The sequence below is a fragment of the Micromonospora sediminicola genome (assembly GCF_900089585.1).
Taxonomy (GTDB): Bacteria; Actinomycetota; Actinomycetes; order Mycobacteriales; family Micromonosporaceae; genus Micromonospora; species Micromonospora sediminicola.
Window position 1 is genome coordinate 1,685,220 of record NZ_FLRH01000003.1, and the last position, 13,579, is coordinate 1,698,798.

The window sequence follows — 13,579 nt, forward strand, 5'->3', positions numbered from 1 at the left end:
GACCGGCCCGGCGACACCGCCCCGGCGCGCGGCGGTCACCGCCGGTGGCCGGGCGCTTCGGTCGGTCGACCCGTGCGCATGCTGTCGGTGCACCCCTCACTCGCCGGACAGGTTGCCTTGCGGCAAGCGTACCCAGCGGGCACGACGAATGCTTGTCGAGGACGGCCCCGGTCAGCTGCCCCGGGCCAGCCAGCCGACCGGTCGGTCGACGATCCGGCGGACCACCGAGGTGGCTCCGCCGACCGCGGCGGACTGGGCGCCGAGCACCGCGGGTCGCACCGTGACCGGGGACCAGGCGGCCGTGAGCACCCGACGGGAGACCTCCGCCGCCACCGGGGGACGCAGCCAGGGGGAGAGCGGGGCGTATCCGCCCCCGAGCACCACGGTGTCCAGGTCCAGCAGGTTCACCACGCCCGCCACCGCCACCCCGAGGGCGGTGCCGGCGTCGGCCAAGGCGGCCAGCGTGGCCGCGTCACCGGCCTCGGCCAGGTCGGCGAGGCGGGTGGCGGCGGTGTCCGCCGGCAGTTCGGCGCCGGGCAGCCCGGCGGCGGCCAGGATCGCCTCCTGGCCGGCGTACCGCTCCAGGCAGCCCCGGCCACCGCAGCGGCAGGGCCGCCCCTGCGGCTGCACCGGGAAGTGACCGATCTCTCCGCTCCAGCCGCGCGCCCCCCGGTAGAGCGCCCCGTCCAGCACGATGCCGGCGCCGATGCCGATCTCACCGGTGACGTGCAGGAAGCTGCGCGGGCCGGCGGGGCCGGCGTACAGCTCGCCGAGCGCGGCGAGGTTGGCCTCGTTGTCGACCACCAGCGGCGGGACGCCGTCGACCGGCTCGGCGAGGGGCTGCCCGGCGAGCAGCGCCGGCACGTCCACGTCCCGCCAGCCCAGGTTCGGCGCCAGCCGGACCAGGCCGCCGTCGCCCACCAGACCCGGCACGGCGAGCGCCGCGCCGGCCAGGGTCAACCCGTCGCGTACGGCGGCGGCACGCGCCTCGGCGGCCAGCGCGGCCAGCCGGGCGAGCGCGTCGGCGGGGGAGACCGGGCGCAGGTCGGCGCGGCGGACCAGGTGGTGCCGGACCGTGCCGGTCAGGTCGACCACGCAGGCCGCCAGGTAGTCGACGTTCACCTCCAGGCCCAGGCCGGCCGGGCCGTCGGCGGCGAGCACCAGGCCCCGGGCCGGCCGGCCGGCACCGGTGCGCGGGGGTGGCTCGGCCTCGGCGACCAGCCGTCCGGCGATCAGGTCGTCGACGACGGCGGAGACGGTGGCCCGGGTCAGCCCGGTCCCGGCGGCGAGGCCGGCCCGCGAGGGCGGTCGGTCGGCGGCGGCGATCCGCCGGAGCACCACCGCGAGATTCAGCTCACGCAGACTGCCCTGCCGGACCGCTCCGGCAGTGCTGGCGCTGGTCACCACTTGACACTGCCACATCCCCGCCATTTAATTCAACCGCTGAACAAATCGCGGACGCCACCACCACCCGGAGGTTCCCATGGCACCCCGTCCCACCCCCGCGGACAAGTTCTCCTTCGGCCTCTGGACCGTGGGTTGGCCCGCCCGCGACCCGTTCGGCGACGCCACCCGGCCCGAGCTGGACGCCGTCGAGGCCGTGCACAAGCTCGCCGAGCTCGGCGCGTACGGGATCACGTTCCACGACGACGACCTGGTCCCGTTCGGCGCGGACGCGGCCACCCGCGACGCCCGGCTGAGCCGGTTCCGCAAGGCGCTCGACGAGACCGGCCTGGTCGTGCCGATGGTCACCACCAACCTGTTCAACCACCCGGTGTTCAAGGACGGCGGCTTCACCAGCAACGACCGCGACGTGCGCCGCTACGCGCTGCGCAAGGTGCTGCGCAACGTCGACCTCGCCGCCGAGCTGGGCGCGAAGACGTTCGTCATGTGGGGCGGCCGGGAAGGCGCCGAGTACGACGTGGCCAAGGACGTCCAGGCCGCGCTCGAGCGCTACCGGGAGGCCGTCGACCTGCTCTGCCAGTACGTCGTCGACAACGGCTACGACCTGCGCTTCGCGCTGGAGCCCAAGCCGAACGAGCCGCGGGGCGACATCCTGCTCCCCACCGTCGGCCACGCGCTCGGCTTCATCTCCACCCTGGCCCGCCCGGAGATGGTCGGGCTCAACCCGGAGGTCGGCCACGAGCAGATGGCCGGGCTCAACTTCGCCCACGGCATCGCCCAGGCGCTCTGGCAGGGCAAGCTGTTCCACATCGACCTCAACGGCCAGCGCGGCATCAAGTACGACCAGGACCTGGTCTTCGGCCACGGCGACCTGCTCAACGCGTTCGCCCTGGTCGACCTGCTGGAGCACGGCGGCCCGAACGGCGGCCCGGCCTACGACGGCCCGCGCCACTTCGACTACAAGCCCTCCCGCACCGAGGACATGACCGGCGTGTGGGCCTCCGCCGAGGCGAACATGCGGACCTACCTGCTGCTCAAGGAGCGGGCCGCGGCGTTCCGCGCCGACCCGGAGGTGGCCGAGGCGCTGGCCGCCGCCCGGGTGGCCGAGCTGGCCACCCCGACGCTGAACCCGGGTGAGGGCTACGCCGAGCTGCTCGCCGACCGGACCGCGTTCGAGGAGTTCGACCCGGAGGCCGCCGGTGCCAAGGGCTTCGGCTTCGTCCGGCTCAACCAGCTCGCCGTCGAGCACGTGCTCGGCGCGCGCTGAGGCGGGCCGCCATGCCGCTCGTCGCGGGGGTCGACTCGTCGACCCAGTCCTGCAAGGTGGTGGTCCGGGACGCGGAGACCGGGGCGCTGGTCCGGCAGGGCCGGGCGCCCCACCCGGCCGGCACCGAGGTCGACCCCGCCGCCTGGTGGGACGCCCTGCGGGCGGCCGTCGCCGAGGCCGGCGGCCTGGCCGACGTGGCCGTCGTCTCGGTCGGCGGCCAGCAGCACGGCATGGTCTGCCTGGACGAGGCGGGCGAGGTGGTCCGCCCGGCGCTGCTGTGGAACGACACCCGGTCCGCCGACGCCGCCCGGGACCTCGTCGAGGAGGCCGGCGGCGGGGAAACCGGCCGCCGGTTCTGGGCCGAGGCCACCGGCGCGGTGCCGGTGGCCAGCTTCACCGCCACCAAGCTGCGCTGGCTGGCCCGGCACGAGCCGGCGAACGCCGACCGGGTGGCCGCGGTCTGCCTGCCGCACGACTGGCTCACCTGGCGGCTGGCCGGCGCTGCCGGCCTGGACGCGCTGCGCACCGACCGGGGCGACGCCAGCGGCACCGGCTACTGGTCGCCGCGCACCGGCGAATACCGGCTCGACCTGTTGGAGCAGGCCTTCGGCCGGCGCCCGCGGGTCCCGGTCGTGCTCGGTCCGGCCGAGGCGGCCGGACAGCTCGACCCGGCGGCGCTCGGCGACGGGCCGACCGCCGCCGGTCCGGTCGGCGGCGCAGGGTCCGGCGCCGCCGGCCGGGTCCTCCTCGGGCCGGGCACCGGGGACAACGCGGCGGCGGCGCTCGGCGTCGGCGCCGGCCCGGGGGACGTGGTCGTCTCGATCGGCACCTCCGGCACGGTCTTCGCGGTGGCCGACGCGCCGGCCGCCGACGCCGCCGGCGCGGTGGCCGGGTTCGCCGACGCCACCGGGCGGTTCCTGCCGCTGGTCTGCACGTTGAACGCGGCCCGGGTGCTCGACGCCGCCGCGACGCTGCTCGGCGTCGACCTCGACACGCTCGGCGAGTTGGCGCTGGCCGCCCCGCCGGGCGCGGACGGCCTGGTCCTGGTGCCGTACCTGGAGGGGGAACGGACGCCGGACCGCCCGCACGCCACCGGCGAACTGCGCGGCCTGACGCTGGGCACGTCGACCCCGGCGCACCTGGCCCGGGCCGCCGTCGAGGGCATGCTCTGCGGGCTCGCCGACGGCCTCGACGCGCTGCTCGCCCAGGGCGCCCGCGCCGACCGGATCATCCTGGTCGGCGGTGGCGCCCGGTCCGCCGCGGTCCGCGCGATCGCGCCGCAGGTCTTCGGCCGCCCGGTGGTGGTCCCACCGCCCGGTGAGTACGTGGCCGACGGCGCGGCCCGCCAGGCCGCGTGGGTCGCGCTCGGCGGCGACGCCCCGCCGGCCTGGTCGATCGGCGACACCGAGGAGTACACGGCCGAGCCGGTGCCCGCCATCCGCGAGCGCTACGCCCGCGCCCGGGGGTAAGGAAGGGCCCCTTCTTAACGCCTCCGGTAGAGGAGGGGCCCCTTTTTAACACGCGCGTCAGGCCGGGGGCGGTGTCCCGGATCCGGCCCGCACCTGGTTGGCTGCCCTGCATGAGTTCCACCAGGATCTCCCGGCGCGGGAACGCGGCGCACCGGTACTACAGCGTTGTCGTCTTCGTGGTGCTCGCCTCGCTGGACAACGTGGCGATCGGCCTCGTGCCGCCGCTGTACGGGCCGATCTCCGAGGCGTTCGACGTACCCCAGCGGATGCTCGGCCTGGTCACCGCGGTCAGCTTCCTGGTCAGCGCGGTGGCCGCGGTGGGCTGGGCGTACGTCGGCGACCGGAGCAACCGCAAGCCGTTGCTGATGGTCGGCACGCTGGTCTGGGCGGCCGGCACCGGCGGCAGCGCGCTGGCCGGGCAGTACCCGACGTTCCTGGCCGCCCAGCTCGTCGCCGCGGTCGGGCTGGGCGCGGTCGGCTCGGTCGGCTTCTCCGTGGTCACCGACCTGATCTCGCCGCGCCGCCGCGGCCTGGTGATGAGCTTCTGGGGCCTGTCCCAGGGCGTCGGCACGCTGGCCGGCACGCTCACCGGCGGCCTGCTCGGCGCGACCGACTGGCGGCGGCCGTTCCTGCTGCTGACCGTCGTCGGCCTGGCCGCCACCGCGGCGTACCTGTTCACCTACGACATCCGGCGCGGGCAGAGCGAGCCGGAACTGGCCGAGGCGCTCGACGCCGGCGGCGAGTATGACTACCGGATCAGCCGCGCCGACCTGCCCCGGATCCTGGCCCGGCGGACCAACCGGTGGCTGATCCTGCAGGGGCTGACCGCCCAGGCCGCGTTCGGCTCGCTGGTCTGGCTGCCGGTGCTGTTCAGCCAGCGCGCCGAGGCGCAAGGCTACTCGCCGGCCACGGCGGTGGTGGTGGGCAGCGTCTTCGCCACCCTGTTCCAGCTCGGCGGCGCGCTGTCGATCGTGGGCGGGTTGGTCGGCGACGCGCTGCAACGGCGTACGCCGAGCGGCCGGGCCCTGGTCGCGGCCGTGGGCATCCTCGCGGCCGTGCCGTTCTACCTGGTGCTGTTCTTCGTGCCGATCGAGATCGACGTGCCCGACGGCGGCGGCTCCGGCGCGGTGGTGGCGGCGGTGCTGTCCAGTGTGCTGACCGAGCCGACGGTCGGGCTGAGCCTGCTCACCGCCGTGGTGGCGCTGGCGCTCACCTCGGCCAACTCGCCCAACTGGTTCGCGCTGATCGCCGACGTCAACCCGCCCGAGCACCGGGGCACGGTCTACAGCCTGGGCAACCTGGTCAACGGCGTGGGACGGGCGGCCGGCAACGGGGTGGTCGGGCTGGTGTTCGGCGGGCTGCGGCTGGTGTTCCCGCCGCCGCTGAACTACGCCGTCGGGCTGGCCGCGTTCCAGCTCTTCTTCATCCCCACCGGGATCATGTACTGGCTGGCCGCCCGCACCTCGCCCCGGGACATCGCGCAGGTCAACGCGCTCCTGCACACCCGCGCCGACCGCCTGGAAGGAAGGGCCCCTTCTTAACGGGTGAGTGTTAAGAAGGGGCCCTTCCTATACCGGAGGCGTTAACAGGGGGCCCTTCCTTACACCCACCACACGGTGACGTCGGTGGGGACCGCGTCGCCGTCCAGCGGGGCGCTGGACACCAGCACCGAGGCGCCGGCCGGCAGCGGCACCGCTGTCGCGCCGAAGTTGGTCAGCACGGTGAGGTCACCGTTGGTGAACGTCAGCACCTCGTCGCCGGAGGACAGGAACCGCAGCGGGCCCCGCGCCAGCGCGTGCTCGCGGCGCAACCGCAGCGCCGTGCGGTACAGCTCGTACGTCGAGCCGGGCACCCCGCGCTGCCGGTCCAGCGCGTACTCGGCCCACATCGGCGGCTGGGGCAGCCAGCTCGCGTCCGTCGGCCCGAAGCCGTACGACGGGGCGTCGGCCTCCCACGGGATCGGCACCCGGCAGCCGTCGCGGCCGCGCTGGGTGTGCCCGCTGCGGGCCCAGGTGGGGTCCTGCCGGGCCTCGTCGGGCAGCGTGGTGTGCTCCGGCAGCCCCAGCTCCTCGCCCTGGTAGAGGTAGGCCGAGCCGGGCAGCGCGAGCATGAGCAGGCTGGCCGCCCGGGCCCGGCGCAGGCCGAGCGCCACGTCGGGCTGCGGGTCGTCGACGCCGATGCCGTTCATCCGGCCGCCGGCGGTGGTCAGCCCGAGCCGGGAGGCGTGCCGGACCACGTCGTGGTTGGACAGCACCCACGTGGTCGGCGCGCCCACCGAGTCGGTGGCTTCCAGGGAGCGGGTGATCACCGCGTACTGGGCCGGGGCGGTCCAGGCGGCCATCAGGTACTCGAAGTTGAACGCCTGGTGCATCTCGTCCGGCCGGACGTAACGGGCCAGCCGCTCGGCCGGCTCCACCCACGCCTCGGCGACCAGGACCCGCTCCCCGGCGTACGAGTCGAGCAGCCGCCGCCACTCCCGGTAGATCTCGTGCACGCCGTCCTGGTCCCACATCGGCGGCCGGGGCTTGTCCACCTCGCTGCCGGAGAGGATCTCCTGCGGTTCCTGCCAGTCGGCCAGGTCGGCCTGCTTGATCAGGCCGTGCGCGACGTCCACCCGGAACCCGTCCACGCCCCGGTCGAGCCAGAAGCGCAGGACGCCGAGGAACTCCTCGCGCACCTCCGGGTTGTCCCAGTTGAGGTCGGGCTGGCCGGGGTCGAACAGGTGCAGGTACCACTGCCCGTCCGGCAGCCGGGTCCAGGCCGGTCCGCCGAACACGCTCTCCCAGTCGTTCGGGGCCTCGGCGCCGTCCGGGCCCTTGCCGTCCCGGATGACGTAGCGCTGCCGCTCCGGGCTGCCCGGCGCCGCCGCCACCGCGGCGGTGAACCAGCGGTGCGCGGAGGAGGTGTGGTTGGGCACCAGGTCGACGATCACCCGCAGGCCGCGTGCCTTCGCCTCGGTGATCAGCTTGTCGGCGTCGGCGAGCGTGCCGAAGAGCGGGTCGACGTCCCGGTAGTCGGCCACGTCGTAGCCGGCGTCGGCCTGCGGGGACGGATAGAACGGGGACAGCCAGAGCGCGTCGACGCCCAGCTCGGCGAGGTGGTCGAGGCGGGCCGTGATGCCCGGCAGGTCGCCGATGCCGTCGCCGTCGGAGTCGGCGAACGAGCGCGGGTAGACCTGGTAGATGACCGCCTCGGTCCACCAGCCGGTGGCCGGGCTCTGCTGCGTCGCGTCGGTGTTCAGCGCCTTCTCCCTGTCGTGCGTGCGGGGCGAACGGGTCCGTTCAGTGTGCCCGGGGTGGCGCGGTCGAGTCCCGCACCACCAGGCGAGTGGGGAGGATCACCGACGACGGCGTCCCGGTGTCGGTGTCGGCGTCGCGCGGGGCCGGCACCAGACCGGCGTACGGCTCGGCGACCCGGGCGCCCAGAGGGTCGAGCAGGATGCGCGCGGCGAGCAGCCCCTGCTCGGCGGCGGGCTGGGCGATCGTACTCAGCCCGAGCACCCCGGCCAGGTCGTGGTCGTCGATGCCGATCACGCTGACGTCCTGCGGGACCCGGAGTCCGGCGTCGCGCAGCGCGGTGACCGCGCCCATCGCCATCTCGTCGCAGGCGGCGAAGATGGCGGTCGGCGGTTCGCCCCGGGCGAGCAGCTCGGCGGTGGCCCGGGTGCCGCCGTCGATGGTGAACCGGGACTCGACGTCGAGGCTCGGGTCGGGGCGGATGCCGGCCCCGCGCAGCGCCTCCTGGTAGCCGCGCCGCCGGTCGAGGTGGGTGGTGAAGGCCAGCTCGTCGTCGGGGTCGCCGGAGATGTGCGCGATCCGGGTGTGGCCGAGGTCGAGCAGGTGGCGGGTGGCGGTCCGGGCGGCGGCCACGTCGTCGATGCGGACGCAGGGCCAGCCGGGCACACCGCTGCCGGAGCTGATCGTCACCCCGGGCAGGTCCAGCTTGGTCAGCGCGTGCACGTCGGCCGCGCGCAGCGGGGTGGCGACCAGCATGATCGCGTCCACCCGCTTGTGCAGGCCGGCCGGGCGGAGCACCCGCTGGCGGGTCTGCTCCCGGCCGCCGAGGTTGTAGAGCAGCAGGTCGTAGCCGTTCTGCTGGAGGTAGTCCTCGACCGCCTCGACCACGGTGCCGAAGAACCAGCGGGTGATCCGGGGGACCACCACCGCGACGGTGCCGGTCCGGCCGCCGGCCAGTCGGGAGGCGCTCGGCGAGACCGCGTACTGGAGCTGCTCGGCGGCGGCGAGCACCCGGCGGCGGGTGGCGGCGGAGACCGTCGGCAGCCCGCGCAGCGCCCGGGAGACGGTGGCCGTGGAGACCCCGGCCAGGCGGGCGACGTCGTCAATCTTGGTCATCGTGGCTCCCCGCTGCGACCCGTGTCCCACCGCCGCCGGCAGGCCGGCGGCGGTGGGACGACGGATCAACCCTTGACGCTGCCGGCGAGCAGGCCCCGCACGAAGTAGCGCTGGAGGGACAGGAACACCAGCAGCGGTACGACGATCGAGACGAACGCGCCGGCGGTGAGCCGTTGCCACTCGTTGCCCCGCGTGCCGGCCAGCTCGGCGAGCCGGACCGTCAGCGGGGCGGTCTCGTCGCCGCCGCCGGCGAAGATCAGCGCGACCAACAGGTCGTTCCAGACCCAGAGGAACTGGAAGATGCCGATCGCCGCGAGCGCGGGCGTGATCAGCGGCAGCACGATGGTGCGGAAGATCTTCGGGTGGGTGGCGCCGTCGACCCGGGCCGCCTCCATCAGGTCGCCGGGGAGCTGCGAGATGAAGTTGTGCAGCAGGTAGACGGCGAACGGGAGCGCGAAGCAGGTGTGTGCGAACCACACCTGCGCGAACTTCTGCTCGTCGACCAGGTCCCACGCGGGGAGGATCTGGACCCCGCCGAGGGTGACGCCGGTGGAGAAGAACCTCAGCAGCGGCACGAGGGCCATCTGCAGCGGCACGATCTGCAGCGCGAAGATCCCGATGTAGAGCCAGTCCCGGCCCTTGAAGTTGATCCAGGCCAGCGCGTACGCGGCCAGCGAGGCGAACGCGATCGGGAAGAGCACCGACGGGATGGTGATCGCCAGTGAGTTGATGAAGTAGCTGGCGAGCTGCCCCGACGAGCCGGTGCTGAACAGCACGTCCTGGTAGTTCTGCAGGGTGAACTGCGGGTCGCGGAAGAACGTCCACCAGCCGGTGGTCTTGATCTGGTCCTCCGGCCGGAACGAGGAGATGAACAGGCCGAAGGTCGGGATCGTCCAGAGCAGCGCGAGCACGATCGAGACCAGCGTGGCGGTGCGGCTGTTGAGCCGCTTGCGGACCCGGGCGGCCCGGGTGAGCGGCGCCGGGGGTTGGACGCCGGCTCCGACGGTGGGCGTGGCGGTGGTCATCTCAGCCCTCCCGCTGCTTGCGCAGGTTGCGGATCTGGTAGATCACGAGCGGCAGGACCAGGACGAACAGGAAGACCGCGAGCGCCGAGCCCTGCCCGTTCTCGCCGTACCGGAACGCCTGGTTGTACATCTCGGTCGCGATCACGTTGGTGTCGTAGTTGCCGTTGGTGGCGGTCCGGACGATGTCGAAGACCTTGAGCGTGGCGATGGAGATCGTCACCACCACCACGATCAGCGCCGGCCGGATGCTCGGCATGGTGATCCGCCAGAACATCTGCCAGGCGGTGGTGCCGTCCAGCCGGGCCGCCTCGATGATGTCCGCCGGGATGGCCTTGATGGCCGCGGAGAGCACCACCATGGCGAAGCCGGCCTGGATCCACACCATAATCACGATCAGCAGGAGCGTGTTCAGCGGCGAGTCGAGCAGCCACTGCTTCGGCTCGCCGCCGAGGCTGACCACGATCTGGTTGAGCAGGCCGATCTGCTCCTGCCCGTCGCCCCGGAAGGCGTAGATGAACCGCCAGATGATGGCGGCGCCGACGAACGAGATCGCCATCGGCAGGAAGATCAGCGACTTGGCCGCCGACTCGAACCGGGCCTTGTCCACCAGGACGGCGTAGACCAGGCCGAACGCGCTGGCCACCAGCGGGACCAGCAGCACCCAGACCAGGGTGTTGAGCAGGACCCGGAAGATCGAGTCCTCGGAGAACATCCAGCCGTAGTTGTCCAGCCCCACCCAGTCGGTGCTGCGCGCGTCCATGAAGGAGAGCAGCGTGGTGCGGATGGCCGGCACCACCAGACCGATGGTCAGGAACAGCAGCGTCGGCAGCAGGAAGAAGAACGCGAACAGGCCCTCACGCTGCTTGCGCCGGCGCGGCGGCGGACCGCCGGCCGTCACGGCCGCGACCAGCTGCGCCTCCCGGCGCCGGGCGAACCAGGCCGGCACCACGTCGAGGAGCAGGAGCAGGCCGCCCACCACCGCGACGAAAGCGATCAGCCCGTACATCAGCATGAGGAACTTCGGCTGTTCCGCCGCGAAGTCGAACTCCATCAACCCTCCCTCAAGGGTTCGGATGCTTCGAGGGTGGCCCGGTCCGCGACGCGGACCGGGCCACCCTCTCAGATCACTTCCAGCTGCCCTCGATGTCGTTCAGGACGCTCGTGGTGTCCTTGCCGTTGATCCAGGCGACCATGCCCTTCCAGAAGGTGCCCGCGCCGACCGCTGCCGGCATCAGGTCCGAGCCGTCGAAGCGGAAGACGGTCTTGGAGTCCTGCAGGATGCCCACGGAGAGCTTGTCCACCGGGTTCGGGACGTTGTTGAGGTCCAGCTTCTTGTTCGCGGACACCCAGTCACCGATCTTGGCCCGGCTGTTGGCGTACTCGCCGGAGGCCAGGTAGGTCTGCACCGCCTGGACCTCGGGACGGTCGGCGAAGGCCGCGACGAACTCGCCGCCACCCAGCACCGGCTTGCCCTTGGCCGGGTCGATCGCCGGGAAGTAGAACGCGAAGACGTCGCCGTCCTCGGCCACCTTGGTGCCCTGCGGCCACTGATTGGCGTAGAAGGACGCCTGGCGGTGCAGCGCGCACTTGCCGGAGGTGATCGGCGTGCCGGCCTCCTGGAACGCGGTGGTGGCGATGCTCTTCACGCCGCCGAAGCCGCCGTTGACGTACTTCTCGTTCTTCAGGATGGTGCCGGCCTGGTTGACGGCCGTGGCGACCTGCGGGTCGTTGAACGGGATGCCGTGGGTGGTCCACTGGTCGTAGACCTCGGGGCCCGCGGTACGCAGCAGGACGTCCTCGATCCAGTCGGTGGCCGGCCAGCCGGTGGCGTCACCGGACTCGATGCCGGCGCACCACGGCTTGGTGCCGCTCGCCGCGATCTTGTCGCTGAGGTCGATCAGCTCCTGCCAGGTGGTCGGGACCGACCAGCCCTTCTCCTTGAAGGTCTTCGGCGAGTACCACACGAAGGACTTCACGTTGGAGCCCAGCGGGGCGCCGTAGAACTGGCCGTTGACGGTGCTGTACTTCAGCCAGTCGGGGGAGTAGTTCTGCTCGGCCATGGCCTTGGTGTCGGCGCCGGCCGGCTTGAGCTTGCCCGAGTCGACGAAGCGCTTCAGCAGACCCGGCTGCGGGATGAAGGCGATGTCGGGGGCGTTGCCGCCGTCCACCCGGACGGGGAGCTGAGCCTCGAACTCGCCCGAGCCCTCGTGGTCGATCTCGATGCCGGTGCAGTCCTCGAACTGCTTCCAGGACTGGTCCAGCCGGTCGGCCTCGATGTCACGGATCGAGGAGTAGATCGTGACCTTCTTGCCGTCGTTGCCCTGGTACTTCTCGTATGCCGCGCACTCGGGCGAGCTCGCGTTGTCGCTCTTCTTGTCGTTGCCGGTGCCGCAGGCGGCGACGCCGAGCGCCAGCCCCAGCACGCCGGTGACCGCGAGAGCCTGGCGTGATCTGGCAAACGCCATGCCGATCTCCTTCCTTGCCGGCGCGTGGGGGGAAATCGAACCCGCGCCGGTCCGATGGTCGTCCCCACATGTAAGCGCTTGCATCCCGCCCGGTCCACCCCCTGCCGGACACGGCCCGGTAACAATCCCGAAACCCTCGCCAGCGGCCGTGGGTGCGCTCCCACCAATCTTCCGTTCGATGGAACTTTCTGTCACGCTGTCCGCATCGGATTGAAGACTTTCAACATAGGAGGCAGTGGATGCGTAAGCGGTGGCTCAGTCTCGCGTCCGGGGTGGCGGTCCTGGCGGCGGCGGTCCTGGTCCCGGCGGCGCCCGCCCTGGCCGCGCCGACCTTCAAGGTCCCGTTCCCGTGCAATCAGTCCTGGTCCGGCCAGACGCGGACCAACCACAGTCCGGCGAACGCGATCGACTTCAACCGCACCGACGACCTCGGCGACCCGGTGGTGGCCAGCGCGCCCGGCACGGTCGACGTGGTGACGAACCTCGGCGACACGAGCTACGGCAAGTACGTCCGGATCAACCACGGCGGTGGCTGGACGACCTACTACGCGCACCTGAACGCCTTCAACGTCTCGGTCGGGCAGACCGTCGGATACGGCCGGGTGATCGGGTACGTCGGCACCACCGGCGGGTCCACCGGCCCGCACCTGCACTACGAGCAGCGCTCGAGCGGCAGCGCCGTAAAGATCAAGTTCAACGGCGCCCAGGCCCTCTACTGGGGCACGAAGACCTACACCAGCGACAACGGCTGCGCCGGGGCGGACACCGGTGCGGGCACGGTCAACACCGCGGGCGCCGCGCTGACGGTCCGGTCCGGTCCGGGCACCGGCTACAGCGCGGTCGGCACGGTGGCCGACGGCGCCGGGGTGACGATCTACTGCCAGACCAGCGGCACCAGCGTCACCGGCACCTACGGCACCAGCTCGATCTGGGACCGGATCGGCTCCGGGCGGTTCATCTCCGACGCCTACGTCTACACCGGCTACGACGGCTACATCCCCGGCGTGCCCCGCTGCTGACCCCGGCGGGCGCGGGGACGACCGGTCCCCGCGCCCGCACCGGTCAGGAGTTCAGCCGCCAGATGGCGAAGTTGAGCGCGGCGGCGAACGTGACCCAGGCCCAGTAGGGCAGCATCAGCAGCGTCGCGGGCCGGGAGACGCGCCGGAACAGCGCCACGGTCACGCCGATGGCCAGCCACATCACCACGATCTCGGCGAAGGCCAGCCCGTACCGGCCGGCGCCGAAGAACAGCGGCGTCCAGATCGCGTTGAGCACGAGCTGCGCGACCCAGGCCCCGAGCGCGGGGCCGAACCCGACCCGGCGCCAGACCAGCCAGCCGGCGATCGCGATCAACGCGTACAGCACCGTCCAGACCGGGCCGAACAGCCAGGAGGGCGGCGCCCAGGCGGGCTGCTCCAGGCTCTGGTATTCCGCGGAGGTGCCCCGGACGCCCAGCCCGCCGATGGCGGCGGCGGCGAACGTGGCGGCGCCGAAGCCGAGCAGGGCCCACCACTTCCGGACCCCGGCGGTACGCCGACCCGCGCTCTGCGTTGTCTCCATGGTCGAGATGTTTCCGCTCGACGGGGGTCACAAACGC

11 protein-coding genes are annotated in these 13,579 nt (G+C 72.7%); 4 read left to right on the forward strand and 7 right to left on the reverse strand.

Annotated elements, in window-relative coordinates; all coding sequences use genetic code 11:
* Window positions 1–171 precede the first annotated feature (171 nt).
* The gene (locus GA0070622_RS08495) at window positions 172–1,431 is read right to left on the reverse strand and encodes an ROK family protein (protein ID WP_091571447.1); all 1,260 of its coding nucleotides are present in this window, start codon (window positions 1,429–1,431) and stop codon (window positions 172–174) included.
* Window positions 1,432–1,483: 52 nt separating this feature from the next.
* On the opposite strand from GA0070622_RS08495, the gene xylA reads away from it, so the two are divergent.
* The 3 genes from xylA to GA0070622_RS08510 all read left to right on the forward strand — a co-directional run bounded on the left by xylA (window position 1,484) and on the right by GA0070622_RS08510 (window position 5,681).
* Complete coding sequence (xylA, locus tag GA0070622_RS08500) at window positions 1,484–2,671, forward strand: xylose isomerase (protein ID WP_091571451.1); 1,188 nt, start codon at window positions 1,484–1,486, stop codon at window positions 2,669–2,671.
* A gap of 11 nt (window positions 2,672–2,682) precedes the next feature.
* Window positions 2,683–4,140, forward strand: a complete 1,458-nt coding sequence (gene xylB / locus GA0070622_RS08505; RefSeq protein WP_091571455.1) for a xylulokinase — start codon at window positions 2,683–2,685, stop codon at window positions 4,138–4,140.
* 110 nt (window positions 4,141–4,250) lie between these two features.
* Entirely contained in the window at window positions 4,251–5,681 is a 1,431-nt protein-coding gene (locus tag GA0070622_RS08510) for an MFS transporter (protein ID WP_091571459.1), read from the forward strand.
* A gap of 59 nt (window positions 5,682–5,740) precedes the next feature.
* On the opposite strand, the gene GA0070622_RS08515 is transcribed toward GA0070622_RS08510, so the two are convergent.
* The 5 genes from GA0070622_RS08515 to GA0070622_RS08535 form a co-directional block, all read right to left on the reverse strand.
* Window positions 5,741–7,381 carry a glycoside hydrolase family 13 protein gene (locus GA0070622_RS08515; RefSeq protein ID WP_091571462.1) on the reverse strand — a complete coding sequence of 547 codons (1,641 nt, stop codon included), beginning with the start codon at window positions 7,379–7,381 and terminating at the stop codon, window positions 5,741–5,743.
* 40 nt (window positions 7,382–7,421) lie between these two features.
* Window positions 7,422–8,492 (reverse strand): LacI family DNA-binding transcriptional regulator, encoded by a 1,071-nt coding sequence (locus GA0070622_RS08520; RefSeq protein WP_091571467.1) that lies wholly within the window; start codon window positions 8,490–8,492, stop codon window positions 7,422–7,424.
* A 65-nt stretch (window positions 8,493–8,557) separates the two neighbouring features.
* Window positions 8,558–9,517, reverse strand: a complete 960-nt coding sequence (locus GA0070622_RS08525) for a carbohydrate ABC transporter permease (protein WP_091571470.1) — start codon at window positions 9,515–9,517, stop codon at window positions 8,558–8,560.
* Between the two features lies 1 nt (window position 9,518).
* A complete protein-coding gene (locus GA0070622_RS08530; RefSeq protein ID WP_091571473.1) occupies window positions 9,519–10,568 on the reverse strand; it encodes a carbohydrate ABC transporter permease in 1,050 nt (349 codons plus the stop codon).
* Between the two features lie 73 nt (window positions 10,569–10,641).
* Window positions 10,642–11,982, reverse strand: coding sequence for an ABC transporter substrate-binding protein (locus tag GA0070622_RS08535; protein ID WP_091571476.1), 1,341 nt, complete (start codon window positions 11,980–11,982; stop codon window positions 10,642–10,644).
* 239 nt (window positions 11,983–12,221) lie between these two features.
* On the opposite strand from GA0070622_RS08535, the gene GA0070622_RS08540 reads away from it, so the two are divergent.
* Window positions 12,222–13,001 carry a M23 family metallopeptidase gene (locus tag GA0070622_RS08540; protein WP_091571480.1) on the forward strand — a complete coding sequence of 260 codons (780 nt, stop codon included), beginning with the start codon at window positions 12,222–12,224 and terminating at the stop codon, window positions 12,999–13,001.
* A 43-nt stretch (window positions 13,002–13,044) separates the two neighbouring features.
* On the opposite strand, the gene GA0070622_RS08545 is transcribed toward GA0070622_RS08540, so the two are convergent.
* Complete coding sequence (locus GA0070622_RS08545) at window positions 13,045–13,542, reverse strand: TspO/MBR family protein (protein WP_091571483.1); 498 nt, start codon at window positions 13,540–13,542, stop codon at window positions 13,045–13,047.
* Window positions 13,543–13,579 lie beyond the last annotated feature (37 nt).

Excerpts from the sequence above, each read along its gene's own strand:
- GA0070622_RS08535 (WP_091571476.1), bottom strand. The coding sequence starts at position 11,982 with ATGGCGTTTGCCAGATCACGCCAGGCTCTCGCGGTCACCGGCGTGCTG.
- GA0070622_RS08495 (WP_091571447.1), bottom strand. The coding sequence starts at position 1,431 with ATGGCGGGGATGTGGCAGTGTCAAGTGGTGACCAGCGCCAGCACTGCC.
- GA0070622_RS08510 (WP_091571459.1), top strand. The coding sequence starts at position 4,251 with ATGAGTTCCACCAGGATCTCCCGGCGCGGGAACGCGGCGCACCGGTAC.
- GA0070622_RS08545 (WP_091571483.1), bottom strand. The coding sequence starts at position 13,542 with ATGGAGACAACGCAGAGCGCGGGTCGGCGTACCGCCGGGGTCCGGAAG.
- GA0070622_RS08540 (WP_091571480.1), top strand. The coding sequence starts at position 12,222 with ATGCGTAAGCGGTGGCTCAGTCTCGCGTCCGGGGTGGCGGTCCTGGCG.
- GA0070622_RS08525 (WP_091571470.1), bottom strand. The coding sequence starts at position 9,517 with ATGACCACCGCCACGCCCACCGTCGGAGCCGGCGTCCAACCCCCGGCG.
- xylB (WP_091571455.1), top strand. The coding sequence starts at position 2,683 with ATGCCGCTCGTCGCGGGGGTCGACTCGTCGACCCAGTCCTGCAAGGTG.
- xylA (WP_091571451.1), top strand. The coding sequence starts at position 1,484 with ATGGCACCCCGTCCCACCCCCGCGGACAAGTTCTCCTTCGGCCTCTGG.
- GA0070622_RS08520 (WP_091571467.1), bottom strand. The coding sequence starts at position 8,492 with ATGACCAAGATTGACGACGTCGCCCGCCTGGCCGGGGTCTCCACGGCC.
- GA0070622_RS08530 (WP_091571473.1), bottom strand. The coding sequence starts at position 10,568 with ATGGAGTTCGACTTCGCGGCGGAACAGCCGAAGTTCCTCATGCTGATG.